Here is a 26,379-nt window from a genome sequence, read left to right as displayed (position 1 = left end):
TTGGCGACTCCCTGGGGCGCGGTTGGTGACGAGTAAGAGTCTACGGCCACCATGGCCGTGGGGCCGAATCAAACCTGCGTTTTCCTTTTGGCCATCTTCCGCGTTGAACAATAATCGCAGGTCAGGACATAAAATTCAGCCGAGATCAATCAGCGGCAGCCAGTGTCCGATTTCATCTGCCCGTGAGCCGGACAACGTCAACGCGCCGGTCGCCGTCGCCTCGGACAACCTCAACAGCCCCGTGGCCACCAATAACCACGTGCGCGGATCGGTTTCGACGACATTGGGCGGAGTGCCGCGGGTGTGTCTGGGCCCGGGAATGCACTGCACGGCGACAAAAGGTGGGATCCGGACTTCGACGGCCGCGCCGGGTGCCACCGCACCCAGCGTGCGCGCGGTGAGCCGAACCGCCGTTGCCAGCGCGGTGCGGCCCGGCGCTGGATGGGATTCGTCGCGCAGCCAGTCCGCAATCTCCAAGACAATCTGGCGGGTCTTTGCCGGATCGGTTCTATCGCGGGCGACCATACCTTAGGGTCTCAGAATCATGGACCCGCGATCGCGGCCGCCCTACAAGATCATCGGTCTAGCGGCCCTGATGGTCTTGGTGTTCTTCGGTGCGATGTTGTACTGGCAGTTTCGTGGGACGTTCATCCCCAAGACCCGATTGACCATGATTGCTCCGCGGGCCGGTTTGGTGACCGATCCGGGCGCGAAGGTCACGTTCAACGGTGTGCAGATCGGCCGGGTGTCCAGCATCACCGAGGTCACCCATGACGGCGCGCCAGCGGCCAGATTCGCGCTAGACGTCACGCCGAAGTACATCGGGTCAATTCCGGCCAATGTGTCGGCAACCATCAAGGCGACGACCGTTTTCGGCAACAAATATGTGTCCCTGACCTCGCCAACAGACCCGGCACCGCAACACATCACGCCGGCCAGCGTGATCTACGCGACCTCGGTGACCACGGAATTCAACACGCTGTTCGAGAATGTGACGGCGATCAGCGAGAAGGTCGACCCGGTCAAGCTCAACCTGACGCTGAGCGCGGCCGCGCAGGCCCTGAGCGGCCTGGGCGATCGGTTGGGCACCGCACTGGTCAACGGCAACGCCATCCTCGATGACGTGAACCCCCTGATGCCGCAGGTGCACCGCGACATCAGGGGGCTGGCGGCGCTGGGTGACATCTATGCCGACGCCTCGGCGGACCTATGGGATGCCGTCAACTCCACGGTGACCGTCGCGCGCACGGTCAACCAGCGACGTAGCGATTTGGATGCGGCGTTACTGGCATCGGTCGGTTTGGCCAACAACGGCTCGGAGGTGTTCGAGCGGGGCGGCCCCTACCTGACCCGCGGCGCCGCCGATCTGGTGCCCACCGGCCAGCTGCTCGACGAGTACAGCCCGGAGATCTTCTGCACCATCCGCAACTACGACGAGGTCGCCCCCCGGATCCGCAACGCGCTGGGCTTCAACGGCTACTCGCTGGGAGCAGCCTCATCGGGCGCCATATCGGGTGCGCCGAATCCGTATATCTATCCGGAGAATCTGCCGCGGGTGAATGCGCGGGGCGGCCCCGGCGGGCGACCGGGGTGCTGGCAGACGATCACCCGCGACTTGTGGCCCGCTCCGTATCTGGTGATGGACGTCGGCGCGAACATGGCGCCCTACAACCATCTCGAGATCGGACAACCCCTGCTCAACGAATATGTCTGGGGACGTCAGTTCGGTGAGAACACCATTAACCCCTAATGTTGCGATCACCGAAACCCACCGTGCGAGAGACGAGCGATGAGACTTTGGCCTGTGCGGGTACTTGCTGCTGCGGCGATGCTGGGGCTGGCCGGTTGTAGCGGCGGCGGCGATCATTCGGGCACCGCTTCGACCAGCTCGACCGGGACTGCCTGCCGGACGATGGCCGCCGATCCCGGATGGTACGGCGACAATCGGGACCGGATCAACGAGATGATCGGCCGGCTCGGCAGCTGCGGCAAGTCCGGTTCGGTGGCAGACGGGGCTCCGGTGGCGTTGTTCGACTGGGACAACACCATGGTGCGAAACGACATCGGCAACGCGACATTGTTCTGGATGATCCGCAATTCCAAGGTGCGCCAGCCCGCGGCCGGCGACTGGACCAGCACCAGCCCGTATCTGACCCCGCCGGCGGCCGCGGCCCTGGCCGCGGCCTGTGGCGACCTCGCGGCGCCCGGCCAGCCCTTGCCGACCGGCTCCGAAACCGGATGCGCCGACGAGCTGATTTCGGTGTACACGAACGAAAAAACACGATCCGGGGCGGCCGCATTCGCCGGGTTCAACCATCGGCGCATGCAACCCGCCGATGCCTGGGCCGCGCAGTTATTGGCCGGCTGGACCGAGGCAGAGGTCACCGGATTTGTCACCGCGGCCCGGCAGGAGAACCTGGACGCGGCCGAGAATGCCGAACAGACGGTGGGCAGCACTCAACAGATCGCCTGGGTGCGTTACTACTCGCAGATACGGGACCTGGTGGCGACCTTGCAGGCCAACGGATTCGATGTGCGGATCATCTCCGCATCGGCCGAGCCGGTGGTGCGGGTGTGGGCCGCGGACGTGGGTATCGCCGCCGACCATGTGATGGGTGTCCGCACCGAACACGACGGCGAGGTGCTCACGACGCGTCTGGCCCAGTGCGGCGGGGAGCCGTCAATCCCCTTCAACGAAGGCAAACGGTGCCGGGTCAACGAGCAGGTTTTCGGGGTTTCGGGGCCGGCCGCGTTCGACCAACTCCCCGAAGGGCGCCGCCAATCGTTCGCGGCCGGAGACTCCAACGGGGACGCCACGTTCCTCACCGACGCCACCGCGTTGCGCCTGGTGATCAACCGCAACAAGATCGAGCTGATGTGTCGCGCCTACGCGGACGCCGACGGGCGCTGGCTAGTCAATCCCATGTTCATCGACCCGCTCCCGGCACACCCGCCGTATCCCTGCGCGACCCAGGGGTTCGATGACCCGGACGGCAGCCCGGCGCCGCTGCGGCAACCCGACGGCAGCATCGTCGCCGACCAGCCGGACCGGGTGCACTGAAACAACGCCTCAACGAACCCGGCATCATAGGTCATGCCGGAAACGGCGAGGTGTCCTGCAGATGTCGGCAAAGTGCTAAATCGTCTGCGGCGCAGTATTTGTCGACGTAGCTAAGGGTACCCGGAGCCCCCCCCCCCCCCCCCCCGCCTGCCGCCGGGCTCTCTCGCACTGCGGGGGCGCCGGAAGTGTGAGATCCTCGCGGTGCCGAAATCACTCTTACCTAAGGCGGTGTTCCGATGCCCAAGATCCCTTCACGTGACGGCAGTCGGCCCGCCGCGCGCGGCCTGGCTCCCATCATCGTTACCCGGGGCGGCAAGATTGCCCGCCTGGAATCGAGCCTCACCCCCCAAGAGGCACAGATCGAGGACCTCGTCTTCCTGCGAAAGACGTTGAACCGGGCTGGCATTCCCTTCCTGCTGATTCGCAACCACAGCGGCCGCCCGATTCTTGCGGTCGACATACAGTTGCGTCCCGCCCTCGAACGCGCTCTCGCCGCGGCGTGTGCCACCGAACCGATGTACGCCAAAACGATTGATAAGAAAGGAATTTCTCCCGTTTTGCTGGCTAATGGCCACCTTTCCAGGGTGGCCGATCCGCAAATTCTGCGTTTGTATCGCCGGCGGATTGCGCCGGGCGGATTTCGTTATGGCGCAATGTTTGGTGTCGAGATCCAATTCTGGGTCTTCGAGGAAACGCTCATCCGGTGCCCCATAGAAAACTCCCTCACCCGCAAGGTATTGCCGCGCGACGAACTTTCGCCTTCGTCGGTCAAGCTATATGGATACAAATGGCCAACGCTGGATGGGATGTTCACACCTCACGCCAGCGATGTGACGTTCGACATCGATCTGGTGTTTTCCTGGGTGGACGGCAGCGACCCGGAGTTCCGGGCCCGACGCGCCACACAGATGTCGCAGCATGTGGTGGGAGAAGGCGACGACGCCGAGGCGCGGATCCGTCAGATCGACGAGCTGAAATACGCGCTGCGATCGGTAAACATGTTCGCGCCGTGGATCCGTCGCATTTTCATCGCGACGGATTCAACCCCGCCCCCGTGGCTGGCTGAGCACCCGAACGTCACGGTGGTGCGCGCCGAGGACCACTTTTCCGACCGGGCCGCATTGCCGACCTACAACTCGCATGCGGTGGAGAGTCAGCTGCACCATATCCCCGAGCTCAGCGAGCACTTTCTGTATTCCAATGACGACATGTTCTTTGGCCGGCCACTCAAGGCCGGCATGTTCTTCTCCCCTGGCGGCGTCACCCGGTTCATCGAGGCCAATACGAGGATCGGGCTCGGGGCAAACGATCCGGCCCGCAGTGGCTTTGAAAACGCGGCCCGGGTGAACCGCCAGCTGCTGTTCGCCCGATTCGGTCAGATGATCACCCGTCACCTCGAACACACCGCCGTGCCGCTGCGCAAGAGCGTGCTCATCGAGTTGGAGCGGGAGTTTCCGGAGGAATTCGCGCGGACCCAGGCCAGCGCCTTCCGGTCCGGCACCGACATCTCGGTGACGAATTCGCTGTACCACTACTACGCGCTGATGACCGGCAAGGCCGTCCAGCAAGAGAAAGCCAAGGTCCTCTACGTGGACACCACCACCCGCGCCGGGCTCGGCCTACTTCCCGAATTACGCAGGCGCCGCAACTATGACTTCTTCTGCCTCAATGACGGCAGCTTCCCCGAAGTCGGCGGCACCGAGCGGGCGGAGCGCGTGGTCAATTTCCTGGAGCGCTACTTCCCCATCCCCGCGCCATGGGAAAAGGTTGCCGCGGATATCAATCCGCAGGATTTGGCCGAACCGATGGCGTCAGCACCATCGGAGGGTGGCTGAACAGCGAGTCCCGCCGTGACGGCTCGATGAACATCCCGCTTTCGGCAATCTGACGCTTCGCCTGCGCGGGCGAGACGAAGGTGCCCACGGTTTTGCCGGTACCGATGGGAATCACCGAATGCACCACGGTGTCGGGGTACACGTGCACCAGGTTGCAGGCTTGCGCCGCGTCTCGGCCCCGGGTTCCCCCGACCTCAACGGTGAGATCCTGGGTGTAGCAGGTGGCCGAGGCCACCGAGACCGGGATCCCCACGAAGGTGGCGTTGGTCGAGTAATGCAGGTGGCCGGCCAGAATGGCCCGGACATCGCTGCCCTCGAGCACCCGCCCCAGCCGAGCTTGGTCGCGCAGTTCCACCGTTACGGCCAGGTCCAGGACGCTGGGAATCGGCGGATGATGCAGCGCCAGGATGGTGCCGTGCGGGGCGGGGGTCTTCAGCTCTTCGGCGAGCCATCTCAATTGGGAATCCCGGACCTCGCCGTAGTGATGCCCGGGCACCGAGGTGTCCAGCGTGATGATCCGCAGGCCGTCGATCATGTTTACCCGGTCCAGCGGCGCCATCGACGGGGCCTCGTCCAGCAGGAACGTGCGCAGGGCGGCCCTGTTGTCGTGGTTGCCCATCACCCAGATCAGTTCGGCGTCCAACTCGGCGGCGAAAGGTTCGACCACCGCGCGCAGCTTACGATAGGCCGCCGCTTCACCGGTATCGGCCAAGTCGCCGGTGAAAATCACCGCATCGGGGCTCACCCCCGAGTGCTTGAGCTGTTCAAGGAGTTCAGCCAGCCTGCTGTCGGCGTCTACTGCACCATAGAGAGGGTCATCCCCTCCGACAAGATGGGTGTCGCTGATGTGAACAAGAAGGTAGTCCGGCCGCGGATGCTCCGCGGCCCTAAGTCTGTGCACCTGGGGTGCCAAGCCTCTCGGTCGAGTCGTTTGCTGCGAAAAGCCAGCGTGTCAAGTATAGCGGCGCCGCGGCGTGATTTCGGCACCGTTAATCCAGCGACGCTGGACCGTCAGCGCCGCAACCGCCCCCGCCTCGTTGATTGCCAGGTGCAGCACCATCGGTGCGGCCAGGCTGCCGCTGCGCTCTGCCAGCCACCCGAATAGCCAGCCGGCCAGGCCGGTGACCAGCACCGTAGGCACCGGCGGCGCACCGGTCGCGCGCGCATCGGCGACGTGGGACAGACCGAAGGTGACCGCCTGCAGCAACCGCCCACCGACGTGACCAAAACCTCTGGTGCCCATGGTGGCCAGTGCCGCACGAAACGCCGCCTCCTCGGCCCAGACCGTCCCGAACGGAATCTGCAGCCCGAGCCAGCCCGGCACCGATGCGGGCAGGTCGCGTTCGGACATCGACAGGCGCACCATCGGCACCGGAGTCGTCGCCGCGATCGCGGTGGCCACCGGGGCGGCGGCCACCGCGCCCAGTCGCAGCCCGGCCCACAACCGGGGCGGCGTAAGCCCCAGTGGTGCGCGGGTCACCAGCACAAGTAAGCCACCCAAAACGGCCTGCAGCGCCACCCGCCACCGCGCCGGCAGCCGCGGACTGGCCAGGCTCCAGCCGACCAAGCCGGCGGCCAGAGCCAGCGCGCGCAGCCGACTTACCCGAAAAATCTCGGCAACACCGCCTCAGACGTCGCGCGCAGTTCGGCCAGCGAGACCGTGAACAAGCCCTGCACCTCGATGTCATCGGATGCCTGGTCGACAACCCCGATACGCACCGCGGGCAATCTTCGCGCTTCACACATGGCCCGTAGCCGGCTCTCTTCGGTGCGCGGCACCGCCACCAGCACCCGGCCGGCCGATTCGGAAAAGAGCATGACGAACGGGTCGGCGTCGTCGGGAAGCACAATGCGGCAGCCGGTTTCACCCGCCAATGCCGATTCGACGATGGCTTGGGCCAGTCCGCCCTCGGACAGGTCGTGCGCCGCGGAGACCAGCCCGTCCCGCGATGCCGCGCGCAGCACGTCAGCCAGCAGCTTCTCCCGCGCCAGATCGACCGCGGGGGGCGTGCCGCCCAGGTGCTCGCCGGTGACTTGTGCCCACATCGAGCCGTCCAGCTCGTCTCGGGTATCGCCCAGCAGCATCAGGGTTTCGCTGGGCTCAGCGCCCATCGCGGTGGGGATGCGACGAGTGACATCGTCGATCACGCCGAGCACCCCGACCACCGGGGTGGGCATGATCGCCGTCGACCCGGTTTGGTTATAGAAGCTGACGTTGCCGCCGGTCACCGGAATTCCCAGCGCCACACAACCATCGGCCAAGCCGCGCACTGCCTGGGCAAACTGCCACATCACGCCGGGATCCTCGGGCGAGCCGAAGTTGAGGCAGTTGGTCACCGCCACCGGGGTCGCGCCGGTCGCGGCGACGTTGCGGTAGGCCTCGGCCAGTGCCAGCTGGGCACCCGTGTAGGGGTCAAGCAGGGTGTAGCGCCCCGACGCATCGGTCGACAACGCGATACCGCGACCGGTGGCCTCGTCGATACGCAGCACGCCGCCGTCCGCATGTTCGGCGAGCACCGTGTTGCCGCGCACGTAGCGGTCGTACTGCTCGGTGATGAACGCGCGACTGCACAGGTGCGGACTGCCAAGCAGCGCAAGCAAAGTCGCGCGCAGCTCGTCGCCGGTAGCCGGGCGGGGCAGGCTCTTCGACGAATCGGCGTTGAGCGCATCCTGGGTGTCGGGGCGGGCGACCGGACGCTGGTACACCGGGCCCTCGTGGGCCACCGTGCGCGGTGGCACGTCCACGACCGTCTCCCCGTGCCAGGTGATGCGCAACCGGTCGCCCTCGGTGACCTCGCCGATAACCGTGGCCAGCACGTCCCACTTGCGGCACACCGCCATGAACGCATCCACGTTCTCCGGCGACACCACCGCGCACATCCGTTCCTGCGACTCGCTGCAGAGCACCTCGGCGGGCGTCATTTCCTTGGCGCGCAGCGGGACGGCTTCCAGGTTGATCGCCATGCCGCCATCCCCGGCGGAGGCCAACTCCGATGTGGCGCACGACAACCCTGCGCCGCCGAGGTCCTGGATGCCGATCATCAGTCCGCCCGAGTAGAGCTCGAGACAGCACTCGATGAGCACCTTTTCCATGAACGGGTCGCCCACCTGGACCGACGGCAACTTCTTGCGCGCGCCCTCGCCCTCGCCATCGGAGCTGAAGGTGTCCGAGGCCAGCACCGACACCCCGCCGATGCCGTCCAGGCCGGTCCGCGCGCCGAACAGGATGATCTTGTTTCCGGCGCCGGAGGCGAACGCCAAGTGCAAGTCCTCTTGACGCAAGACGCCCACGCACAGCGCATTGACCAAGGGGTTACCGGCATAGCACGCGTCGAAGACCGTCTCGCCGCCGATGTTCGGCAACCCCAGCGAGTTGCCGTAACCGCCGACACCGCGGACCACACCGTCGAGCACCCGGCGAGTGTCGGGGGCATCGGCGGCGCCGAAGCGCAGTTGGTCCATCACCGCGATCGGCCGCGCACCCATCGCCATGATGTCGCGGACGATGCCGCCGACACCCGTGGCCGCACCCTGGTAGGGCTCGACGTAGGAGGGGTGGTTGTGCGATTCCACCTTGAACGTGACGGCCCACCCGTCACCGATGTCGACGACGCCGGCGTTCTCGCCGATTCCGGCCAGCATCCCGGCGCGCATTTCATCGGTGGTGGTCTCGCCGAAATAGCGCAAATGGACTTTGGAGGACTTGTAGGAGCAGTGCTCGCTCCACATCACCGAGTACATGGCGAGCTCGGTGTCGGTGGGCCGACGGCCCAGGATGTCACGAATCCGCTGATACTCGTCGTCTTTGAGGCCCAGCTCGTGAAACGGTTGCGGCTGGTCGGGGGTGGTGGCGGCATGTGCGACTGTGTCAGTCTGGTGGCTGCGAGCGCTCGTCACGCAGACAGTCTAGAGTCCCGGGCCGCATCGCTCCCGCCGGAGACCCGCGGCAAGAAAACCGGCTGACAGCGGTCGGCCCGGTCAACATAATGGGGCGATGTCTCGTCACTGGCCGCTGTTCGATCTGCGGATCACTACCTCGCGCCTACAGCTGCGACTGCCCACCGAAGAGCTGTGCGACCACCTGATCGACACAATTCTGGACGGCGTGCACGAGCCGGACCGGATGCCGTTTTCCGTCCCCTGGACCCGAGCCCCTCGGGCGGAGCTGCCGTACAACACCTTGTCCTTCCTGTGGCGGGAGCTGGCGGGATTCAGCCGCGATGACTGGGCCCTGCCACTGGCCGTCGTGGTCGAGGGTCGGGCCGTCGGTGTGCAGGGCTTGCGCGCCAGCAACTTCCCGATCGCCGGCGAAGTCGAATCCGGATCCTGGCTGGGACTGCGGTACCAAGGCAACGGCCTTGGCACCGAGATGCGGGCGGCAGCATTGCATTTCGTGTTCTGTGAGCTTGGAGCCCAGGCCGCTACCTCGGCAGCGTTCGCCGACAATCCGGCCTCGATCGCGATATCCCGACGTCAGGGCTACCGGGAAAACGGCGTCGACCGAGTGGCGCGAGAGGGCGCCGCGGCACAGCAGGTGCGCTTCCGGTTGACTCGTGACGACTGGCTGCGCCAGCGCCACGTCGAGGTTCGGGTTGAGGGGTTTGACCGCTGTCGTGAGCTGTTCGGCGTTTCGCGCGCGGCCTGACCGTCGATGGCGGTGCGCTACTGGCCGACGACGCAGAAGACGTTGCCCTCGGGATCGGCCATCACCACCCACCGGAAGTTCTCCCCGAATTGGTGCCGCTGTACCTCGGTCGCTCCGGCGGCCGCCAGCCGTGACACTTCACCGTCCACGTCGGCGGCCGAAAAGTCCAGGTGCACCCGGTTTTTTTCCGGGTGTTGGATCGGGCACCTTCTGAAATCCGAGCCGCGGCCCCGCCGGACGCGTCACCGCGATGAACTCGCCGGGCAGCAATTCGTGCGCCGTCCCGCCGAAGTGCTCGGCCCACCAGCCGGCCAGCCGGGCGGGATCACTGCAGTCGAAGGTGACCATCTCGACACTGAGCGTCATGCCAACCGAGTCTATTGCCGCCCACTATTCGGGCGCGTAGAACGCCCGTAGCGCTGCCGAATACGCCGCCACGTCGGCGGCGCCCATCAGCTCGCGCGCGGAGTGCATCGCCAGCTGCGCGGCACCCACGTCCACGGTGGGGATACCGGTGCGGGCCGAGGTCATCGGCCCGATCGTCGACCCGCACGGCAGGTCGGCCCGATGCTCGTAACGTTGCAGATTCACACCGGCCTGCTGACAGGCCAGCGCAAAGGCCGCGGCTGTCCGCCCCTCGGTGGCGTAGCGCAGATTGGGGTGCACCTTGAGCACCGGCCCCGCGTTGACCGCGATCTGGTGGCTGGGCTCATGGCGCTCGGGGTAGTTGGGATGAGTGGCATGCGCCATGTCCGCGGACGCCAGCAGTGAAGCCGGTAACAGCCGCAACAGGTCTTCCCGGACCCCGCCACCGGCCAGCACGATCCTTTCCAGCACCGTGTTCAGCAGGTTGGACTGCGCGCCGTGGTCCGAGGTCGAGCCGACCTCCTCGTGGTCGAAGATCGCCAGCACGGGCAGCACCTGGTCCGATTCGGCGGCCAGTAGCGCTTCTAGTCCCGCGTAGCAACTGGCCTGGTTGTCCAGCCGCGGCGCGCTGAGCAGGTCGGCGTTGGCGCCGATGACCGCGGCCGGGGTCAGGTCATGGGTCATCAGATCGGCCGCCAGCACATCACCCTCCGCCAGGCCGACGCGCTGGGCGACGTAGCCGAGAAAGGAACCCCGCTGCGCACCGACGCCCCATACCGCGTTGACGTGCCGCTGGGGATCCAGCGTGAGCGACTTGCGATCCTCGGCCAGGTGGATGGCCAGCTGGGGTACCCGCAGGATCGGCTCATCGATCCGGACCAGCCGGTGACTGATGCCGCCGCGAACACCGGGCGCGCGCACCGAGAGCCGCCCGCTGACGCCCAGGTCGCGGTCCAGCCAGGAGTTCAGCCACGCTCCCCCGTACGGTTCGAGCGCCACCACCTGCCAGCCGGCGACCAGCCGATCCGGGTGCTGTTTGACCCGCAGGTTCGGGCTGTCCGAGTGCGCCCCGACAATCCGAAACGGTGCCTGCGCGGTCCCGACGCCGCCGCTGTCCCAGGCGACCAGCGAACCGGCTCGAACGGTGAAGTAGCGGCCCGGTTGATGCGGCCAGCGGTCTATCTCACTCAGTTCGGTGTACCCGGCATTGAGCAGACGCCGGGCCACCGTGGCGCACAGATGAAACGGGGAGGGCGACGCGTCGATGAACTCGCCGAGGCCTCGAGCGGTGGCTGAAGTTGTGGGCGCATCGGACATGCTCAACATCATGGCTGTTGGGGACTGCGGGATTCACGCTAGGGTCGGCAGGGTGCCTTCGGTTCAGCCGCAACCCATCCTCGCGCCCCTGACGCCAGCCGCAATCTTTTTGGTGGCCACCATCGACGCCGGCGGCGAGCAGACCGTGCATGACGCGCTGACCGAGATATCCGGATTGGTGCGGGCCATCGGATTCCGCGATCCCACCAAGCACCTGTCGGTGGTGGCCTCGATCGGCGCCGACGCGTGGGATCGGTTGTTCTCCGGCCCAAAGCCGGCCGAACTGCATCCGTTCGTCCCGTTGACGGGACCACGCCACAACGCGCCGGCCACACCGGGGGACCTGCTGTTGCACATCCGGGCCGAAACCATGGACGTGTGCTTCGAGCTGGCCGGCCGAATCCTCAAGGCGATGGCCCCAGCGGTCACCGTCGTCGACGAGGTGCACGGCTTCCGCTTTTTCGACAATCGCAATCTGCTGGGCTTCGTCGACGGCACCGAAAACCCCGGTGGCGCAATCGCGATCGGCGCGACCACCGTCGGCGACGAGGATCCCGACTTTGCCGGCTCCTGCTATGTGCACGTGCAGAAATATGTGCATGACATGGGGTCATGGGACTCGCTGTCGGTCACCGAGCAGGAGCGGGTGATCGGCCGGACCAAGCTGGAAGACATCGAACTCGACGAGAGCACCAAGCCGGCCAACTCGCACATCGCGCTCAACGTCATCACCGACGAGGATGGAGTCGAACTGAAGATCGTTCGACACAACATGCCGTTCGGTGAGGTCGGCAAGGGCGAATACGGCACCTATTTCATCGGGTATTCGCGCACTCCCACCGTCACCGAACGGCTGCTGCGCAACATGTTTCTCGGCGATTCGCCCGGAAATACCGATCGCGTGCTCGACTTTTCCACGGCGACAACCGGCGGGTTGTTCTTCTCGCCGACCATCGACTTCCTCGACGATCCACCGCCCTTGCCGCTGGCACCGGCGGCCGTCCCAACCGCGGACGACGGCTCACTCTCGATCGGCAGCCTGAAAGGAACCTCCGAATGAACAACCTCTACCGCGATCTGGCACCGGTCACCGAAGCCGGCTGGGCCGAAATCGAATTGGAGGCCACCCGGACATTCAAGCGCCACATCGCGGGCCGTCGGGTGGTCGACGTGAGCGACCCCGGAGGTCCGGTCACCGCGGCAGTGAGCACGGGCCGGCTGATCGATGTGAAGGCTCCTACCGACGGGGTCATCGCCCACCTGCGGGCGAGCAAGCCCCTGGTGCGCCTGCGGGTCCCATTCACCTTGTCACGCAACGAGATCGATGATGTCGAACGCGGTTCCCAGGCCTCGGATTGGGACCCGGTCAAGGCGGCCGCCAAGCAGCTGGCGTTCGTGGAGGACCGCACCATCTTCGAGGGTTACGGCGCCGCATCGATCGAGGGCATCCGCAGCTCCAGCTCCAACCCGCCGCTCACGCTGCCCGAGGACCCGCGCGAAATCCCGGACGTCATCACCCAGGCACTGTCGGAACTGCGGCTGGCCGGCGTCGACGGACCCTACTCGGTGCTGCTGGCCGCCGACGTCTACACCAAGGTCAGCGAGACCACCGAGCACGGCTATCCCATTCGTGAGCATCTGAACCGGCTGGTCGACGGTGACATCATCTGGGCGCCGGCCATCGACGGTGCGTTCGTGCTGACCACTCGCGGCGGGGACTTCGACCTGCAGTTGGGCACCGATGTCGCGATCGGGTACACCAGCCACGACGCCGACACCGTGCAGCTGTACCTGCAGGAGACGCTAACCTTCCTGTGCTACACCGCCGAAGCCTCGGTCGCGCTGAGTCCGCACTCGGGATAGCCGACGGACCGACGGCGGACCACGGGCCCGCCGTCGCCTGGGGTTTCCCAGCCAACTTGCAGCCGGCGAACAGCACCAGCTGCGACTGACTGACTATCACTGGATACAACCGCGCGGCCCGAAAACCTCCGTGGCCGGGCGCCACACCCACTACGGCTCGCCACCGATCGAGCAAGACGCTGGAAGGTAGCCAAACAGTCGTGCACCACCAACGAGAGGTACGAAGCTGACGTGCTAGGCCCGGACCAAATACCTTCGGAGAAATGGGACTTGCCGCCGACCGTCACACCCAGCGGCGAGCGCTTCGGCCCGAGACGCCGCCCGCGGCCCGGTCGTATGGACCCCGCGGGCTGGCACCCCGGCATGTCCTACGGCCGCCAGGCGTGGGATCAGTACCGGCTGGAGTCCCACCGCACCAGGGCATTGGTGGGAGCGGGCCAGTAGCAACGCGGCTGAGTCGTCGAGAAGAACAGGACGAACTCAGCCCACACTCGCCGGTAGCGCACCAGCGTGCGGGGCGTAGCGTCGCAGAGAGAGTCGACGGAAGGATCTGCGGCCGTGACCGAAGACGAACGCGCCCGGATACCGGCCGGCGAACCCGATCTTTCGTTCGACGTGATAGTGCTCGGGGCCGGACCAGTCGGGCAGAATGCCGCTGACCGCTACCAGGCTGCGGGGCTGCACGTTGCGGTGATCGAGCGTGACCTCGTCGGCGGTGAATGCTCGTACTGGGCATGTGTACCGAGTAAGGCGCTGCTACGTCCGGTGATCGCCGTTGCCGATGCCCGCCTGGTGGACGGTGCGCGCGAGGCAATCAGCGGCTCAATCAGCGCCGCAGCAGTTTTCGATCGCCGGGACCGGTACGTGAGCAACTGGGATGACGGCGGCCAGGCCGACTGGGTCAGTGGTATCGGCGCGACGCTGATCCGCGGCCATGGGCGGCTGGCGGGTCCGCGTCGAGTCAGTGTGTCCGATCACGACGGCCAGACGCTGATGATCGCGGCGCGGCATGCGGTTGTCGTCTGCACCGGAAGTCGCCCCACCTTGCCCGACCTGCCTGGCATCACCGAGGCCTGGCCGTGGACCAATCGCCAAGCCACCGAGGCCAGTTCGGCGCCCCGCCGGCTCGCGATCGTCGGCGCGGGCGGTGTGGGTGTCGAAATAGAGACCGCCTGGCAAGGATTGGGGTCGTCGGTGACCCTGCTGGCGCGATCCCGATTGCTGAGCCGGATGGAACCGTTTGTCGGCGACTTCGTCGGCCGCGGTCTCACCCGCGCGGGCGTCGATGTGCGCGTGGGGATCTCAGTGCGCGCGCTGCACCGGCCGCATCCCGATGCACCGGTTACCCTCGAACTCGATGACGATACGCGGCTCGAGGTCGACGAGGTGTTGTTCGCTACCGGCCGCGCACCACGCACCGACGACATCGGCCTGCAGACGGTCGGGCTGGCGCCGGGCAACTGGCTCGATGTCGACGACACCTGCCGCGTGAACGCCGTCGATGGCGGTTGGCTTTATGCGGCAGGCGATGTCAATCACCGCGCACTGCTCACCCATCAGGGCAAGTACCAAGCCCGCATCGCCGGTAGCGCTATCGGTGCCCGCGCCGCCGGAGACTCGCTGGACACCGCACCGTGGGGTGCGCATGCGACCACCGCCGATCATCACGCGGTGCCACAGGCTTTCTTCACCGACCCCGAAGCCGCCGCGGTGGGGCTGACGGCCGAGCAGGCGGCGCGGGCCGGTCATCGGATCAAGACGATCGACGTCGAAATCGGCGATGTCGTCACCGGGGCCAAGCTCTTCGCCGACGGCTACGCCGGCCGGGCCCGCATGGTCGTCGACGTCGACCGAGGTTGCCTCCTCGGTGTCACCATCGTCGGCCCGGGCGCCGCGGAGTTGCTGCACGCGGCCACCATCGCCATCGCCGGCCAAGTGCCCATCGACCGGCTGTGGCACGCCGTACCATGCTTTCCAACCTTCAGCGAACTGTGGCTGCGACTTCTCGAGGCCTACCGCGATTCGTTTTTCGTCCTTGTCTAGCACTCACCCAACAATCGGAGCAGCCATGGCAACCTCGGACGGATTCCATCCCGACTTCCCAGCCGAAACAGCCGCCCCGGACCGCCGTCGCGCGCAGGTACACCACATCAAGGCCTCCGAAATCAGTTCCGATACCGCGCAGTCGGAGGGATTGCGCCGGTTTGCCGCGCTTAGCGGAAGGTCGGTGGGCGCGGAGAAGATCTGGATGGGCGAGACGCATGTCCTGCCCCGGACGGTCTCGGCCAACCATCACCACGGCGACTCCGAAACCGCAATCTATGTGCGAAGCGGACGCCCGGAGTTTGTGTTTCACGACGGCGAGCAAGAGGTGCGTATCGCCACCGAACCCGGCGACTACATCTTCGTTCCGCCCTATCTGCCGCACCGGGAAGAAAATCCCGACCCGACCATGCCCGCCGAAGTGGTCATCGCGCGCAGCACCCAGGAGGCGATCGTGGTCAACCTGCCGGGGCTGTATCCGCTCTCGTAACCGACAAGCAGCAGCCACTCAGGAAATTCTCAACTGATTCTTTGGATCCGCTTTCCCTGGCTCCAAGGATCTGCATAGCCGCAGCGCGGAGCATGGATTCATGACCGAGCCACTGTGCGCAACCCTGATCGAACGCTACTTGTGCACCCGTGGAAGGCGGTATTTCCGCGGCCAGCACGGCGGCGAGTTCTTCTTCGTCACCGACGCCCATCCCCAGCGGCTGCACGTCCACCTGGAGATCTCACCGGCGCATCCGGAAGTGTTCGCGATTCGGGTCGCTCCCGCATGCTTTTTCCCCGCGGGCGACCGTGCGCTGCTGGCGCGGTTCGCCGACCGCTAGAACACCCAGCGTCGCGGAGTCACCGCGATAGTGCACAACTCGTCTGACCCACAGCGCATCGGCGTCACCGCCTACAAGTCCCAATGGATCGCCGGTCCGGTGGACTTCAGCGAATTCGCCGTATTCGTGGACCGCGCCATCGGCGCATCGATCGAGCTGTTTGGCGAGTTGAACCGGGTCGCCGAGCTGCCGCAGACGTCGCCGCTGATGCGCGACGCCGGCTGATCCGGCCGACCTCAGGCAGCCAGCACCGCGTCTAGCGCCGAATAGAACAGCCCGAGTCCGTCATCGGAGGGGCCGGTCAGCGCCTCTATCGCGTGTTCGGGGTGGGGCATGAGCCCGACCACCCGGCCATTGGCGGAGCTGATCCCGGCGATGTCACGCAGCGAGCCGTTGACATTGTCGTGGTAGCGGAACACCACCCGGTCTTCGGCTTCCAGCTCGTCGAGCACCTGTTCTGAGGCCACATAGCGGCCCTCCCCGGACTTGAGCGGCACCAACAAGTCCGCGGCCGGTTCGAAACGCGATGTCCAGGCGGTCGACGTCGACGCCACCCGTAGCCATGCGTCGCGGCAGACGAAGTGCAGCCCCACATTGCGGGTCAGCGCGCCGGGCAGCAGGCCGGCCTCGCACAACACCTGGAAACCATTGCATATCCCCAGGACCGGCATGCCTCGCCGCGCGGCGCTCACCACTTCGCCCATCACCGGGGCAAACCTGGCGATCGCACCCGCCCGCAGGTAGTCGCCGTAGGAAAAGCCGCCGGGCACCACCACGGCCTCGACGCCTTTCAGATCCGCGTCGGCATGCCAGAGATTCACCGCCTCGGCGCCCACCAGCCGGATCGCGCGGGCGGCGTCCACGTCGTCGAGCGTTCCGGGAAATGTGATGACCCCGATCCGAGCTGTCACTGCGGGTCCCGGCTTATCGTCCAATCCTCGATCACCGTGTTCGCCAACAGCGATTCCGCGATTTCAGCCAGCGTGGCATCGTCCACGCTGTCGTCGATCTCTAGCTCAAATCTCTTGCCCTGGCGGACATCCGAGATTCCGGGATGCCCGAGACGGCCCAGGGCGCCGACGATTGCCTGGCCCTGCGGGTCCAGAATCTCCGCTTTGGGCATCACATTGACGACCACCCGGGCCACCGGCATTCCTCCTCAGCTCCGATTGCTCGGCGCCAACTCTACCGGCGATGGCCTCCGGGGCGCGTCACGGGCGCGAGTCCGCTGCTGCCGGCCCGGGAGAACAACCGACCGAAGACGCGCTGTTCGCCGATCCGGTGACGGCATACCCATCGAGATCGGTGTGCGATCGCACCGGAGCCACCCGACGGTTTCGCTGCGTTGTGTCGCTTCGCCGGCGCCGGTTCACCGACGCGACGCCCGCACCCCGATGCCGGCAACCAGCTAACCCCGTTTGTTCACCAGGCGTCCGTACTGTGGCGGCGACTTGTCGGATTTCGGGAGGACTTTTATGACGGCGTCTGTTTGGATGGCCTCGCCGCCGGAAGTGCATTCGGCTTTGCTGAGCGTGGGCCCGGGCCCGGGCCCACTGCACGAGGCCGCCGCGGCATGGACGGCGCTGGCCGCCGAACACGCCTCGGCCGCAGAGGAACTCACCACCATGCTGGGTGAGTCGGCCGTGGCTCGGGAGGGGCCGAGCGCGCAGAGTTATGTCGATGCCCATGTGCCGTATCTGACGTGGTTGACCAAGACCAGCGCCGGCTACGCGGTGACGGCGGCCGAGCACGAGGCGGCGGCGGGGGCCTACGCCAGTGCGCTGGCAGCAATGCCGACACTGGCGGAGTTGACCGCCAACCGCACCACCCATGCGGCGCTCGTCGCGACCAATTTTTTGGACTCAACACCATCCCCATCACGCTCAACGAAGTCGACTACGCGCGGATGTGGATCCAAGCGGCCACCACCATGAGCGCCTATCAGGCGGTCTCAGGCACGACGCTGGCCTCGATGCCCCACACCACACCGGCCCCGCTCATACTCAAGGCCGAAATCAGCACGCCCGCCACCCAGGGCTCCGGCGTTGTTGATTAGCAGGCTTGTGAGCTGGGTTGATGATCTTTGATGCCGCGCTATTGGGGCCGGAGTGTAGGCACGGGCTATCTGGAGAACGATCGAGTTGGTTACTGTTCGTCGTTGGTCTGGAGTTGCCCGTGCCTACCGTTTCAGTATTGCCTGTGTCGTCGGTTCCAGAGGTGTTCGACCGCTGGAGTCCTGGTGAGCGCAGCGGGCTCATCGGATCGGAGTTTCTCGATGTGTTGGCCTCGGTGCCAGACCCGAGGGACCCACGCGGTCGGAGGTATTCGCTGATGGCTTTGTTGGCGATCGCGGTTCTGGCCACTGCCGCGGGGATGCGCGGCTATGCTGGTTTTGCCACATGGGCGGCCACCGCTCCCGATGATGTGTTGGCCCAATTAGGGGTCCGGTTCCGGCGGCCCAGTGAGAAGACCTTCCGCGCTGTTTTGTCTCGGCTAGACCCCGCCGACCTCAACGCCAGGATGGGCAGTTACTTCACTGCACACGTGGCCAGCAGCGACCCCAGTGGATTGGTGCCGATCGCGTTGGACGGCAAGATGCTGCGTGGTGCTTTACGCGCCAAAGCGACAGCCACGCATCTCGTGTCGGTGTTCGCCCACCGTGCCCGATTGGTGCTCGGTCAACTCGCTGTCGCCGAGAAAAGCAATGAAATTCCCTGCGTACGTGCCCTGCTCACGCTGCTGCCGGGTAGCTTGCGGTGGCTGGTCACCGTGGATGCGATGCATACCCAGGTCGTCACCGCGAAGTTGATCTGCGCCACCTTGAAGTCGCACTACCTGATGATCGTCAAGTCCAACCAAGCCAAAATACTTGCGCGTATCACCGCGCTGCCCTGGACCGAGGTGCCCGCAGCCGCTACCGACGACTCCCGCGGCCACGGCCGTGTCGAGACCCGCACCCTGCAAATCATCACCGCTGCACGAGGAATCGGCTTCCCCTACGCAAAACAAATCATCCGGATCACTCGTGAACGCTTGATCACCGCCACCGACCAGCGCAGCGTGGAGGTGGTCTATGCCATCTGCAGCCTGCCGTTCGAGCACGCCCGCCCTACCGCGATCATGACCTGGATGCGTCAACACTGGGGAATCGAGAACAGCCTGCACTGGATACGCGACGTCACCTTCGACGAAGACCGTCAAAGGGCACATACCGGAAACGGCGCACAGGTCCTAGCAACGCTACGCAACACCGCGATCAATCTGCACCGCCTCAACGGCGCCGACAACATCGCCGAAGCCTGCCGGATCACCGCTTTGACCGCCAACCGCCGCCTAGACCTCCTCAATCCACAATTCCCCAGCTCACAAGCCTGCTAATCAACAACGCCGGAGCCCTGGCCCGCCACCGCCCAGAAAATCGACATCATCGATTTAATCATGTGGCTGATCATGAATATTCTGTACTATTCGATCATCTTGGGCGTGTATTTATATGTAATCGTCTATTTGTCGATGATCATTCTGCTGGTGTTCTGGCACACATTTCTCATGGTGTATTTGTACGAAATTGCCTTGGCGGTGGGCGTCCTGGCGGGACCGGCCTTGGCCCTGGCCGGCCCAACGCTGCTGCTCATCGCAATGGCATGCGCGTTGTCCGGGACTTTGCGCGGGTTATCGGACGCGTTCAATATCGATATTGGCCCGAACCTCCCGTTTTTGCTGAGCTTGTATGCACCGCCCGCCGAGGCTGAATCTGAAATTGCGGGCGCTAAACCTGTTGCCGCGCCTTCCGCAATAGCGTCGGCGATAGCGCCCGAAGCGGAGCTGGTGTCGCCTACGGCTTCTGTTTCCGCAAGGGCGGCCGCCTTCGCGGCGGCACGTGCACAGCATGTGGAAGCACTTGGCATAGCCGCCTAGATCCCCGGTGGAACGGCGCGGTCAGCTCAGCTGCACGAGGCGATATAGGCCTCACACAGCGGCGCAACCATGGCGTCCAGGACGGTGGAATCGTTGATCACCGGCCATTCCACCTGCGCCGGTCCGGAAGTCCACAGCGTGAGCTCGCTGATGGTGCTACTCGCCGGGTGCGCAACCAGGTAGGTGTGCATGATGACCGGACCGCTGATCACCGCGGACATCCGGGTGGGTTCGTCGTCGGTCACCGACGGGGATTGCTTGGGCGCCCCCAGCTGACACGCGCGCAGCGCGGTGACCGCGGCGCCGAAGACGGTCGCGGCGATGGCTCCACCGCGGGCCGTGTCGCCCCGCCAGTGCAGTATTTGGGCCTGCAATTGCCACTGACCGTCCGGGTGAGTCACCGACGCGCGGCCCGCAACGGCCGATTTGCGGATGTCGTCCGGAAAGGCCGGTGTGGCACAGATTTCCTCGAACCGGAACCGGGGTGTCGTCCTGGTCAGGGCGGTCGCGACCGCGCCCAGCGCGGGCCAGCGATAGATTGCGTTCATGGGCACGGCGCATCGCTGGATCCACGCGGCACCGGGAATCTGGTCGCAGACCGGTGGGCAGGTTTCGGGCTCCGCCGCTGCCGGCGTGGCCACCCCTACCGTGATCACCAAGCTGCCGGCGACCAGCATTGTCGCCAGCAACAGTCGCATCGGCAGGGCTGCCATCAGGGCACAATCGTAGACATGCAACTGACGCATTTTGGGCATTCCTGTCTTCTCGCGGATTTCGGTCAAACCCGAGTGCTGTTTGATCCCGGGACCTTTGCGCACGGGTTCGAGGGGATCACTGGCCTGGCGGCGATCCTGATCACCCACCAGCACCCTGATCACGTCGACGTGAGCCGGCTGCCCGCGCTGCTAGCGGCCAACCCCGATGCCGCCCTGTATGCCGACGCGCAGACCGCAGCCGTACTTGGCACCGAATGCCGGGAGGTCCACGTCGGCGACGAACTGGCGGTCGGTGAGCTGACGATCCGGGCCGTCGGCGGACGTCACGCGGTGATTCATCCGGAAATCCCAGTCATAGAAAATATTTCGTACCTGGTCGGCGACGGCGATCATCGCGCCAGGCTGATGCATCCCGGCAACGCCCTGTTCGTCCCGGACGAACCGATGGACGTCTTGGCCACGCCGGCGGCCGCCCCGTGGATGAAGATCTCCGAGGCCGTCGACTACCTGCGATCGGTCGCGCCGGCCCGCGCCGTACCCATCCATCAGGGGATCATCGCCACCGAGGCACGTGGCATTTATTACGGCCGGCTCGCCGAGATGACCGATACCGACTTTCAGGTGTTGCCCGAAGAAAGCGCGGTCACCTTCTAACCTCGAGACACCTTGCAGCCATATCATTTTCGACTTCACCCAAGGTCTTTCGGGTCAAGATGTGCGACCCAAGCCCAGATCAGGCCAGTGCCTCCACCGCCGGTCCGTGCGTCCGCACCGCCTGTTGATGGATGAGTTCGAGTACGCGGCCGGCGACCACATTGTTACGTGCGCGGTGGTGCCGGCGAACCACGATGGTGCGCCGCGGCGTCGGTTCGGAGATGGCGACGGTGCGTACCCCGGCAGGTAGGTCGATGAGGGCAAGCCTGGGTACCACGGTGAGACCGACACCTGCGGCAACGAATCGCACCGCGGTCACGTAGTCGTGTGTTTCGACACGAAAGCACGGCGTGAATCCCGCGGCAGTGCAGGCACGCAGGAGATTCTCCCGGCAGTTGCCGCGCGCAACGTCGTTGTCGATCCACGGTTCGCCTGCGAGCTCACGCGGGGTCACCGAATCCCGTTCAGCGAGAGAGTTTCCGGCGCCGACCACGACCACGTAATCCTCGGTGACCAGGGCAGCGGTGTCGTAGTTCGATAGCTCGGTGCCGGGCATGCCGGCGACATTGATCTCGACGTCGGGCGCCGCGTCCTCGGCGTCGGCGAGTTCGACCAACCGTAGATCCAGCCGGACAGCGGGATATTCCGAGCTGATGGTCGCGATGACCGCCGGCATCCAGGCCGCCCCCGCCGACGCGAAGTAGCTCACCCGCAGGGTGCCAGCGCGGCCATGTCGAAGATCAGCGACCAGACCGTCGAGACGCGACAGCCCGTCGAAGACCGCCGCCGACTCCGCCGCGAGGGTTGCGCCTGCATCCGTGGGGGCGATTCCACGCCCGACCTTCTCCACCAGGGTGAGTCCGATCTCACGTTGCAGCACAGCGATGTGCTGACTCACCGCGGACGGTGTGCACCCCAGCGCGGCGGCAGCACCACCGATCGATCCCTCCGCGACGACGGCACGCAGGATGCGCAGGCGATGAGGATCGATCACGCGCAACGACTATACGGTGCTGCTAATCATTAATTTAGAAATATTCAATTGTGCTGAAGTGTTTTTCCGGGGACGATACCCGCCATGGCCTCCTCGACGACCTCCTCGCAACGCACCGTGAACATGCCCGCGTTGGCCATGGGGGTCACGGTCACGCTGTGGGCGTTCGCGTTTGTCGGAGTCCGGTCGGCCGGGCGCGTGTTTTCCCCCGGCGTCCTGGCGCTGAGCCGGCTCTTCATCGCGGTGATGGTGATGGCGGTGATCGCTACCATCGCGGCGACGTACACCGCCTATGCCGGTCGCGCCACGACCAGGCGTCTGCGTCCGCCGTCGGCCGCCGCGCTCACCCTTGTGATCGCCTACGGGGTGGCATGGTTCGGCGCCTATTCGATCGTGATCAGCTGGGCCGAGCAACACATCGATGCCGGAACGACGGCGCTGCTGGTCAACTTGGCCCCGATTCTGGTGGCCGTCTTCGCGGGTTTCTTTCTCGGCGAGGGCTACTCGGCGCGGCTGTTGACTGGCATTGCAATCGCTTTCGCCGGCGTTGTGCTCATCAGCGCCGGCGGGGGCGGGTCGCAGACCGACTGGCTGGGCGTCGGTCTGGGGTTGCTCGCCGCGGTGCTGTACGCCGCTGGGGTGCTGTTGCAGAAGGTGGCACTGCGGACCGTCGACGCGCTGAGTGCCACCCTCTGGGGAACGCTGGTGGGCTTCATCGTGACGCTGCCATTTCTGCCGGCAGCGGCCCGGGAACTGAGCCTGGCCTCCGCCGCCGATCTCTGGTGGCTTGTGTTTCTCGGGGCGGGCCCCAGCGCCATCGCGTTCACCACGTGGGCGTATGCCTTGGCGCGCACCAACGCGGGAGTGACGGCCGCGACCACGCTCATGGTTCCCGCGTTGGTGATCGCGTTGTCGGGACTGTTGCTCGCCGAGGTTCCCAACCCGCTAGGGCTCGCTGGCGGGGGAGCATGTTTGATCGGGGTCGCGTTGGCTCGCGGACTGCTGCGGCTGCCAGCGCGTAGTCGGCGGCGCGCCGGTACAGGTGATCAATTGCAGGGCGTTGAGAGCTTGCCGGTGGGCCTGAGCGACTATGCGGCGTCGAGCACCGCACCATCTGGGCGCCAGTTGTAAACCATCGGTGTGCAGCGGTACATAAGCGCCAGATCGATGGCATCCAACATGGCTTGGCGCGGTCCCGGCTTGCGCAGCTGACGGGCTGACACCGCGATGCGCACGACACCGCCCCGCCGAGCGACTCGGTCGGCTGACAACACCACCATCCGGCACCACCACGGTTCGGAGAGGAAACCCTCCCCGATGCCCAGTACGCGGGTCCGCACAGTCGTCTTGCGGACCAGATCCGAAATCCCGTGATAATCGGCGAGCAAGCGGAATCCGTTGCCCGGCAATGCCTTGACCACACCCGGCGAAGCAACCCAGCCCGGCGCCGCGAACAAGCGGGTACGTAGCCCGAGATGTTCGAGCACCCGGTCGGCGGCCATCACCCGCAGGTTGGCCTCATGGGCATGAAGTGTCGCGAACTCGCCCCGGCGCTTCTTGGTCGCCGCTTCGTCATACCCGTGCAGCACCAGGGCATCGCCACCATTGCGACGCCCGGCCAGCCAGTCGACGGTGTGCGGATCGCGCTCGAGCCGGTAGCCCCCCCTTGAGCCGCGGCGCGACCAACAGCGACAACGGCACCGAGCGCTCGTCCATCTGCGCACAGAACGACTCGACGTCGGCCAGGGTGCGCTCGCCTATCCCCGAAACCGAGACGATCAGTTTTCCAGCCACGCTTGCAATTTGCCGAATGCAGGTTTCGAGACGGTGAAGGACATGCAGACTTAAAACGTCTAACTAGCATGCCTGACGTGCGGATATTCCGATTACGGCCGGGTTAACCGGCAAGCCGGCGGGCCAATGGCGCATCGCCGCCGATGACATGGCGAGATATGCCTAGATATGCTCAGTACCGCCATGGGCGAGGCGCATTGCACACCGGCGGAGGTAGCACCGCCCGATACCCGCACGGGGACAAGCAGCCCCGGCGAACACGTCTACCCCGACCGGCTCGACGCGGGACTGCTGCGCATTGCCGGCGTTTGCGTGCTCGCCTCGTTGATGTCGGTACTGGACGCCACCGTCGTCGGCGTCGCACAGCGCACGTTCATCATCGAATTCGACTCCACCCAGGCTGTCGTGGCATGGACCATGACCGGCTACACGCTGGCACTGGCGACCGTGATCCCGGTGGCTGGCTGGGCAGCCGACAGGTTCGGCACCAAGCGACTGTGGATGGGCTCGGTCCTGGCCTTCGCCCTGGGGTCGCTGCTGTGCGCGCTGGCACCGAACATCCTGTCGCTCATCTTTTTTCGGGTGCTTCAAGGTGTCGGCGGTGGCATGTTGATGCCGCTGGGGTTCATCATCCTAACTCGGGCCGCGGGCCCAAAACGGCTGGGGCGCTTGATGGCAGCCATCGGCATACCGATGTTGCTAGGCCCGATCGGTGGCCCCATCCTGGGCGGCTGGTTGATCAGTTCCTTCGGCTGGCACTGGATCTTCTTGGTGAACCTGCCCATCGGCCTGGCAGCGTTCGCCTTGGCGGCGATTACCTTTCCGGCGGATCGTCCGGTGCCCTCGGAAAGTTTCGATGTCATCGGCGTGCTGCTGCTCTCGCCAGGCCTGGCGGCATTTCTGTTGGCCCTGTCATTGATTCCCGACCGGGGCACCGTGGCCGATCGCTACGTGTTGATACCGGTCATTGCCGGCTTGTCACTGATCGGCGGGTTCGCCTGACATGCGTGGCACCGTGCCGATCACCCGCTCATCGACCTGCATCTGTTCAACAACAGCGCGGTCACCCAGGCCAATCTGACGCTGCTGGCCTTCGCCGCGGCGTATTTCGGCTCTTCGCTGTTGATCCCCACCTACCTGCAACAAGTGCTGCACCAGACGCCGATGCAATCGGGGCTCTATCTGATCCCCCAGGGCCTGGGCGCCATGCTGACCATGCCCATCGCCAGTGCCTTCATGGACCGGCGCGGGCCAGGAAAGAGCGTGCTGCTCGGCATCGTCCTGAACGCCGTGGGCCTGGCCATGTTCACCTTCGAAGTCGCCACCCGGGCGCAGTACCTACCCACGCTGCTGGTCGGGCTCGCGATCATGGGCATGGGCACGGGATGCACGATGATGCCGCTCGCCGGAGCAGCGGTGCTGACCCTGAAGCCGCGGGAGATCGCGCGTGGTTCGACCCTGATCAGCGTGACCCAGCAAGTGGGCGGATCGATCGGCACCGCATTGATGGCGACGATACTGACCAACCAGTTCAATCGCAGCGACAACATCTGGGTCGCAAACAAGGTGGCCACTTTGGAACAGAACGCGGCCGCACGGGGAGTCACGGTTGACCCCTCCGGGTTACCGCCCCAGGCCCTCACCCCCGACTTCGCCGACAACGTGATGCATGATCTCTCCCACGCCTACACGGTGGTTTTCGGGGTTGTCGTGGTGCTGGTGGTGTCGACCCTCATCCCGGCGGCATTCCTGCCCAAAACGCCGGCAGCCGCTCCGGCTAGCTTTTGAACAGCATCATTGCGATACGCAATACGGTGTCCATCGGGTCTAGCGCTCGCACTTGCGCATCGAGTGCGTCGTTGAGCCACAAGGTCGAGAAGCCGTGCACCAAGGACCAGGCGGCCAACTGCGCGCCCTCCGGATCGAACCGCGCGCCCGGGTCACGCAAGGTCGCTACCCCGGCAGCCAATTCGGCAGCGGCAGCGGCCTGCGCCGCGGCCAGGTCGGCGTCATCGGCGTCATGCAACGACCGGTTGAACATGACCTGGTAGTGGCCGGGATGCTCGATCGCGAAGCGTACGTAGGCCAGGGCAGCATCGGCGAAGTGACCACGGGCCGCCACGAGGGCGGCCGCCAGCAGTTGAAATCCCTGCGTTGCCAGCGCGGTGAACAGGCCTCGCCGATCGGTGAAGTGGTGCGCGGGGGCCGCATGTGACACGCCGGCGTCGCGCGCCAGCTCCCGCATCGACACCCGGTCCGCGCCCCGCTGTGCCACCAATCGCGCCGCCTCGTCCAGGATTACGGCCCGCAGGTCACCGTGGTGATACGCCGGACGATTCATCC

The 26,379-nt window shown here is 65.6% G+C and carries 22 protein-coding genes and 5 pseudogenes; 15 read left to right on the top strand and 12 right to left on the bottom strand.

Features of this window, described 5'->3' with window-relative positions:
- Nucleotides 1-135 precede the first annotated feature (135 nt).
- Nucleotides 136-525: a sterol carrier family protein gene (locus SHTP_RS02850; RefSeq protein WP_011738755.1), complete on the bottom strand. Its 390-nt coding sequence runs from the start codon at nucleotides 523-525 to the stop codon at nucleotides 136-138.
- A gap of 19 nt (nucleotides 526-544) precedes the next feature.
- Between SHTP_RS02850 and SHTP_RS02845 the strand changes: the two genes are divergently transcribed.
- The 3 genes from SHTP_RS02845 (at nucleotide 545) to SHTP_RS02835 (ending at nucleotide 4,896) form a co-directional block, all read left to right on the top strand.
- Complete coding sequence (locus SHTP_RS02845) at nucleotides 545-1,750, top strand: MCE family protein (protein ID WP_015357282.1); 1,206 nt, start codon at nucleotides 545-547, stop codon at nucleotides 1,748-1,750.
- A 54-nt stretch (nucleotides 1,751-1,804) separates the two neighbouring features.
- A complete protein-coding gene (locus SHTP_RS02840) occupies nucleotides 1,805-3,061 on the top strand; it encodes an HAD family hydrolase (RefSeq protein WP_096369705.1) in 1,257 nt (418 codons plus the stop codon).
- 236 nt (nucleotides 3,062-3,297) lie between these two features.
- A complete protein-coding gene (locus tag SHTP_RS02835) occupies nucleotides 3,298-4,896 on the top strand; it encodes a stealth family protein (RefSeq protein ID WP_096369704.1) in 1,599 nt (532 codons plus the stop codon).
- Here the strand turns inward: SHTP_RS02835 and SHTP_RS02830 are convergent.
- The 3 genes from SHTP_RS02830 to purL are packed head-to-tail and all read right to left on the bottom strand — an operon-like array spanning nucleotide 4,841 to nucleotide 8,793.
- Complete coding sequence (locus SHTP_RS02830; RefSeq protein ID WP_096372290.1) at nucleotides 4,841-5,797, bottom strand: 3',5'-cyclic adenosine monophosphate phosphodiesterase CpdA; 957 nt, start codon at nucleotides 5,795-5,797, stop codon at nucleotides 4,841-4,843. The genes SHTP_RS02835 and SHTP_RS02830 overlap by 56 nt on opposite strands.
- A gap of 51 nt (nucleotides 5,798-5,848) precedes the next feature.
- On the bottom strand, nucleotides 5,849-6,508 hold the full coding sequence (locus tag SHTP_RS02825) for an Rv0804 family intramembrane glutamic endopeptidase (RefSeq protein ID WP_094360621.1): 660 nt from the start codon (nucleotides 6,506-6,508) through the stop codon (nucleotides 5,849-5,851).
- The gene (gene purL / locus SHTP_RS02820) at nucleotides 6,496-8,793 is read right to left on the bottom strand and encodes a phosphoribosylformylglycinamidine synthase subunit PurL (protein WP_096369703.1); all 2,298 of its coding nucleotides are present in this window, start codon (nucleotides 8,791-8,793) and stop codon (nucleotides 6,496-6,498) included. Before purL ends, SHTP_RS02825 begins: the two co-directional genes overlap by 13 nt.
- Nucleotides 8,794-8,890: 97 nt before the next feature.
- Between purL and SHTP_RS02815 the strand changes: the two genes are divergently transcribed.
- Nucleotides 8,891-9,541 (top strand): acetyl-/succinyl-CoA transferase, encoded by a 651-nt coding sequence (locus SHTP_RS02815; RefSeq protein WP_096369702.1) that lies wholly within the window; start codon nucleotides 8,891-8,893, stop codon nucleotides 9,539-9,541.
- 17 nt (nucleotides 9,542-9,558) lie between these two features.
- Here SHTP_RS02815 and SHTP_RS02810 read toward each other — a convergent pair.
- Both SHTP_RS02810 and SHTP_RS02805 read right to left on the bottom strand, forming a co-directional pair.
- Nucleotides 9,559-9,889 (bottom strand): annotated as a pseudogene (locus SHTP_RS02810) (VOC family protein).
- A gap of 42 nt (nucleotides 9,890-9,931) precedes the next feature.
- A complete protein-coding gene (locus SHTP_RS02805) occupies nucleotides 9,932-11,224 on the bottom strand; it encodes a M18 family aminopeptidase (RefSeq protein ID WP_096369701.1) in 1,293 nt (430 codons plus the stop codon).
- A 10-nt stretch (nucleotides 11,225-11,234) separates the two neighbouring features.
- On the opposite strand from SHTP_RS02805, the gene SHTP_RS02800 reads away from it, so the two are divergent.
- From SHTP_RS02800 to SHTP_RS30060, 5 genes and pseudogenes are all read left to right on the top strand, one after another.
- Nucleotides 11,235-12,284 carry a Dyp-type peroxidase gene (locus SHTP_RS02800; RefSeq protein WP_096372289.1) on the top strand — a complete coding sequence of 350 codons (1,050 nt, stop codon included), beginning with the start codon at nucleotides 11,235-11,237 and terminating at the stop codon, nucleotides 12,282-12,284.
- A complete protein-coding gene (locus SHTP_RS02795; RefSeq protein WP_096369700.1) occupies nucleotides 12,281-13,087 on the top strand; it encodes a family 1 encapsulin nanocompartment shell protein in 807 nt (268 codons plus the stop codon). Before SHTP_RS02800 ends, SHTP_RS02795 begins: the two co-directional genes overlap by 4 nt.
- Before the next feature lie 558 nt (nucleotides 13,088-13,645).
- Nucleotides 13,646-15,130: a dihydrolipoyl dehydrogenase family protein gene (locus tag SHTP_RS02790; RefSeq protein ID WP_096369699.1), complete on the top strand. Its 1,485-nt coding sequence runs from the start codon at nucleotides 13,646-13,648 to the stop codon at nucleotides 15,128-15,130.
- Nucleotides 15,131-15,155: 25 nt separating this feature from the next.
- Nucleotides 15,156-15,620: a cupin domain-containing protein gene (locus SHTP_RS02785; protein ID WP_012396425.1), complete on the top strand. Its 465-nt coding sequence runs from the start codon at nucleotides 15,156-15,158 to the stop codon at nucleotides 15,618-15,620.
- Between the two features lie 100 nt (nucleotides 15,621-15,720).
- Nucleotides 15,721-16,185 (top strand): annotated as a pseudogene (locus SHTP_RS30060) (hypothetical protein).
- Nucleotides 16,186-16,196: 11 nt separating this feature from the next.
- Here the strand turns inward: SHTP_RS30060 and purQ are convergent.
- Both purQ and purS read right to left on the bottom strand, forming a co-directional pair.
- A complete protein-coding gene (gene purQ / locus SHTP_RS02775) occupies nucleotides 16,197-16,871 on the bottom strand; it encodes a phosphoribosylformylglycinamidine synthase subunit PurQ (protein ID WP_011738743.1) in 675 nt (224 codons plus the stop codon).
- Nucleotides 16,868-17,107 carry a phosphoribosylformylglycinamidine synthase subunit PurS gene (purS, locus tag SHTP_RS02770; RefSeq protein WP_015357291.1) on the bottom strand — a complete coding sequence of 80 codons (240 nt, stop codon included), beginning with the start codon at nucleotides 17,105-17,107 and terminating at the stop codon, nucleotides 16,868-16,870. The genes purQ and purS overlap by 4 nt, the downstream gene beginning before the upstream one ends.
- Before the next feature lie 328 nt (nucleotides 17,108-17,435).
- Between purS and SHTP_RS02765 the strand changes: the two are divergent.
- The 3 genes and pseudogenes from SHTP_RS02765 to SHTP_RS02755 all read left to right on the top strand — a co-directional run.
- A pseudogene (locus SHTP_RS02765) lies at nucleotides 17,436-17,989 on the top strand (PPE family protein); the annotation flags it as partial.
- Nucleotides 17,990-18,135: 146 nt separating this feature from the next.
- Nucleotides 18,136-19,338, top strand: coding sequence for an ISAs1-like element IS2404/ISMul1 family transposase (locus tag SHTP_RS02760; protein WP_420872931.1), 1,203 nt, complete (start codon nucleotides 18,136-18,138; stop codon nucleotides 19,336-19,338).
- A gap of 60 nt (nucleotides 19,339-19,398) precedes the next feature.
- Complete coding sequence (locus SHTP_RS02755) at nucleotides 19,399-19,878, top strand: hypothetical protein (protein WP_231991694.1); 480 nt, start codon at nucleotides 19,399-19,401, stop codon at nucleotides 19,876-19,878.
- A gap of 26 nt (nucleotides 19,879-19,904) precedes the next feature.
- On the opposite strand, the gene SHTP_RS02750 is transcribed toward SHTP_RS02755, so the two are convergent.
- Nucleotides 19,905-20,633, bottom strand: coding sequence for an ATPase (locus SHTP_RS02750; protein ID WP_172900498.1), 729 nt, complete (start codon nucleotides 20,631-20,633; stop codon nucleotides 19,905-19,907).
- On the opposite strand from SHTP_RS02750, the gene SHTP_RS02745 reads away from it, so the two are divergent.
- Nucleotides 20,610-21,248, top strand: coding sequence for an MBL fold metallo-hydrolase (locus SHTP_RS02745; RefSeq protein WP_096369696.1), 639 nt, complete (start codon nucleotides 20,610-20,612; stop codon nucleotides 21,246-21,248). The two genes, SHTP_RS02750 and SHTP_RS02745, sit on opposite strands and share 24 nt — an antisense overlap.
- A gap of 79 nt (nucleotides 21,249-21,327) precedes the next feature.
- On the opposite strand, the gene SHTP_RS02740 is transcribed toward SHTP_RS02745, so the two are convergent.
- Nucleotides 21,328-22,242: a LysR family transcriptional regulator gene (locus SHTP_RS02740; protein WP_096369695.1), complete on the bottom strand. Its 915-nt coding sequence runs from the start codon at nucleotides 22,240-22,242 to the stop codon at nucleotides 21,328-21,330.
- 84 nt (nucleotides 22,243-22,326) lie between these two features.
- Here SHTP_RS02740 and SHTP_RS02735 point away from each other — a divergent pair, with 84 nt between their 5' ends.
- A complete protein-coding gene (locus tag SHTP_RS02735) occupies nucleotides 22,327-23,373 on the top strand; it encodes a DMT family transporter (RefSeq protein ID WP_096369694.1) in 1,047 nt (348 codons plus the stop codon).
- Here the strand turns inward: SHTP_RS02735 and SHTP_RS02730 are convergent.
- Nucleotides 23,331-24,036 (bottom strand): annotated as a pseudogene (locus SHTP_RS02730) (DUF2334 domain-containing protein). The gene SHTP_RS02735 and the pseudogene SHTP_RS02730 overlap by 43 nt on opposite strands.
- A 168-nt stretch (nucleotides 24,037-24,204) precedes the next feature.
- Here SHTP_RS02730 and SHTP_RS02725 point away from each other — a divergent pair.
- A pseudogene (locus SHTP_RS02725) lies at nucleotides 24,205-25,824 on the top strand (DHA2 family efflux MFS transporter permease subunit).
- Here SHTP_RS02725 and SHTP_RS02720 read toward each other — a convergent pair.
- Entirely contained in the window at nucleotides 25,814-26,377 is a 564-nt protein-coding gene (locus SHTP_RS02720) for a TetR/AcrR family transcriptional regulator (protein ID WP_094360599.1), read from the bottom strand. The pseudogene SHTP_RS02725 and the gene SHTP_RS02720 overlap by 11 nt on opposite strands.
- Nucleotides 26,378-26,379: the final 2 nt, after the last annotated feature.

The sequence above is a fragment of the Mycobacterium ulcerans subsp. shinshuense genome (assembly GCF_002355775.1).
Taxonomy (GTDB): domain Bacteria; phylum Actinomycetota; class Actinomycetes; order Mycobacteriales; family Mycobacteriaceae; genus Mycobacterium; species Mycobacterium marinum.
The sequence above is the reverse complement of the archived record's forward strand: the minus strand, read 5'-3'. Positions and strand labels throughout refer to the sequence as shown.

Bases quoted from the DNA above. Each gene is read 5' to 3' on its own strand.
- SHTP_RS02745 (WP_096369696.1), top strand. From the start codon at position 20,610: ATGCAACTGACGCATTTTGGGCATTCCTGTCTTCTCGCGGATTTCGGT.
- SHTP_RS02755 (WP_231991694.1), top strand. From the start codon at position 19,399: ATGTGGCTGATCATGAATATTCTGTACTATTCGATCATCTTGGGCGTG.
- SHTP_RS02735 (WP_096369694.1), top strand. From the start codon at position 22,327: ATGGCCTCCTCGACGACCTCCTCGCAACGCACCGTGAACATGCCCGCG.
- SHTP_RS02805 (WP_096369701.1), bottom strand. From the start codon at position 11,224: ATGTCCGATGCGCCCACAACTTCAGCCACCGCTCGAGGCCTCGGCGAG.
- SHTP_RS02850 (WP_011738755.1), bottom strand. From the start codon at position 525: ATGGTCGCCCGCGATAGAACCGATCCGGCAAAGACCCGCCAGATTGTC.
- SHTP_RS02720 (WP_094360599.1), bottom strand. From the start codon at position 26,377: ATGAATCGTCCGGCGTATCACCACGGTGACCTGCGGGCCGTAATCCTG.
- SHTP_RS02845 (WP_015357282.1), top strand. From the start codon at position 545: ATGGACCCGCGATCGCGGCCGCCCTACAAGATCATCGGTCTAGCGGCC.
- SHTP_RS02785 (WP_012396425.1), top strand. From the start codon at position 15,156: ATGGCAACCTCGGACGGATTCCATCCCGACTTCCCAGCCGAAACAGCC.
- SHTP_RS02750 (WP_172900498.1), bottom strand. From the start codon at position 20,633: ATGCCCAAAATGCGTCAGTTGCATGTCTACGATTGTGCCCTGATGGCA.
- SHTP_RS02815 (WP_096369702.1), top strand. From the start codon at position 8,891: ATGTCTCGTCACTGGCCGCTGTTCGATCTGCGGATCACTACCTCGCGC.
- SHTP_RS02835 (WP_096369704.1), top strand. From the start codon at position 3,298: ATGCCCAAGATCCCTTCACGTGACGGCAGTCGGCCCGCCGCGCGCGGC.
- SHTP_RS02800 (WP_096372289.1), top strand. From the start codon at position 11,235: ATGGCTGTTGGGGACTGCGGGATTCACGCTAGGGTCGGCAGGGTGCCT.
- SHTP_RS02795 (WP_096369700.1), top strand. From the start codon at position 12,281: ATGAACAACCTCTACCGCGATCTGGCACCGGTCACCGAAGCCGGCTGG.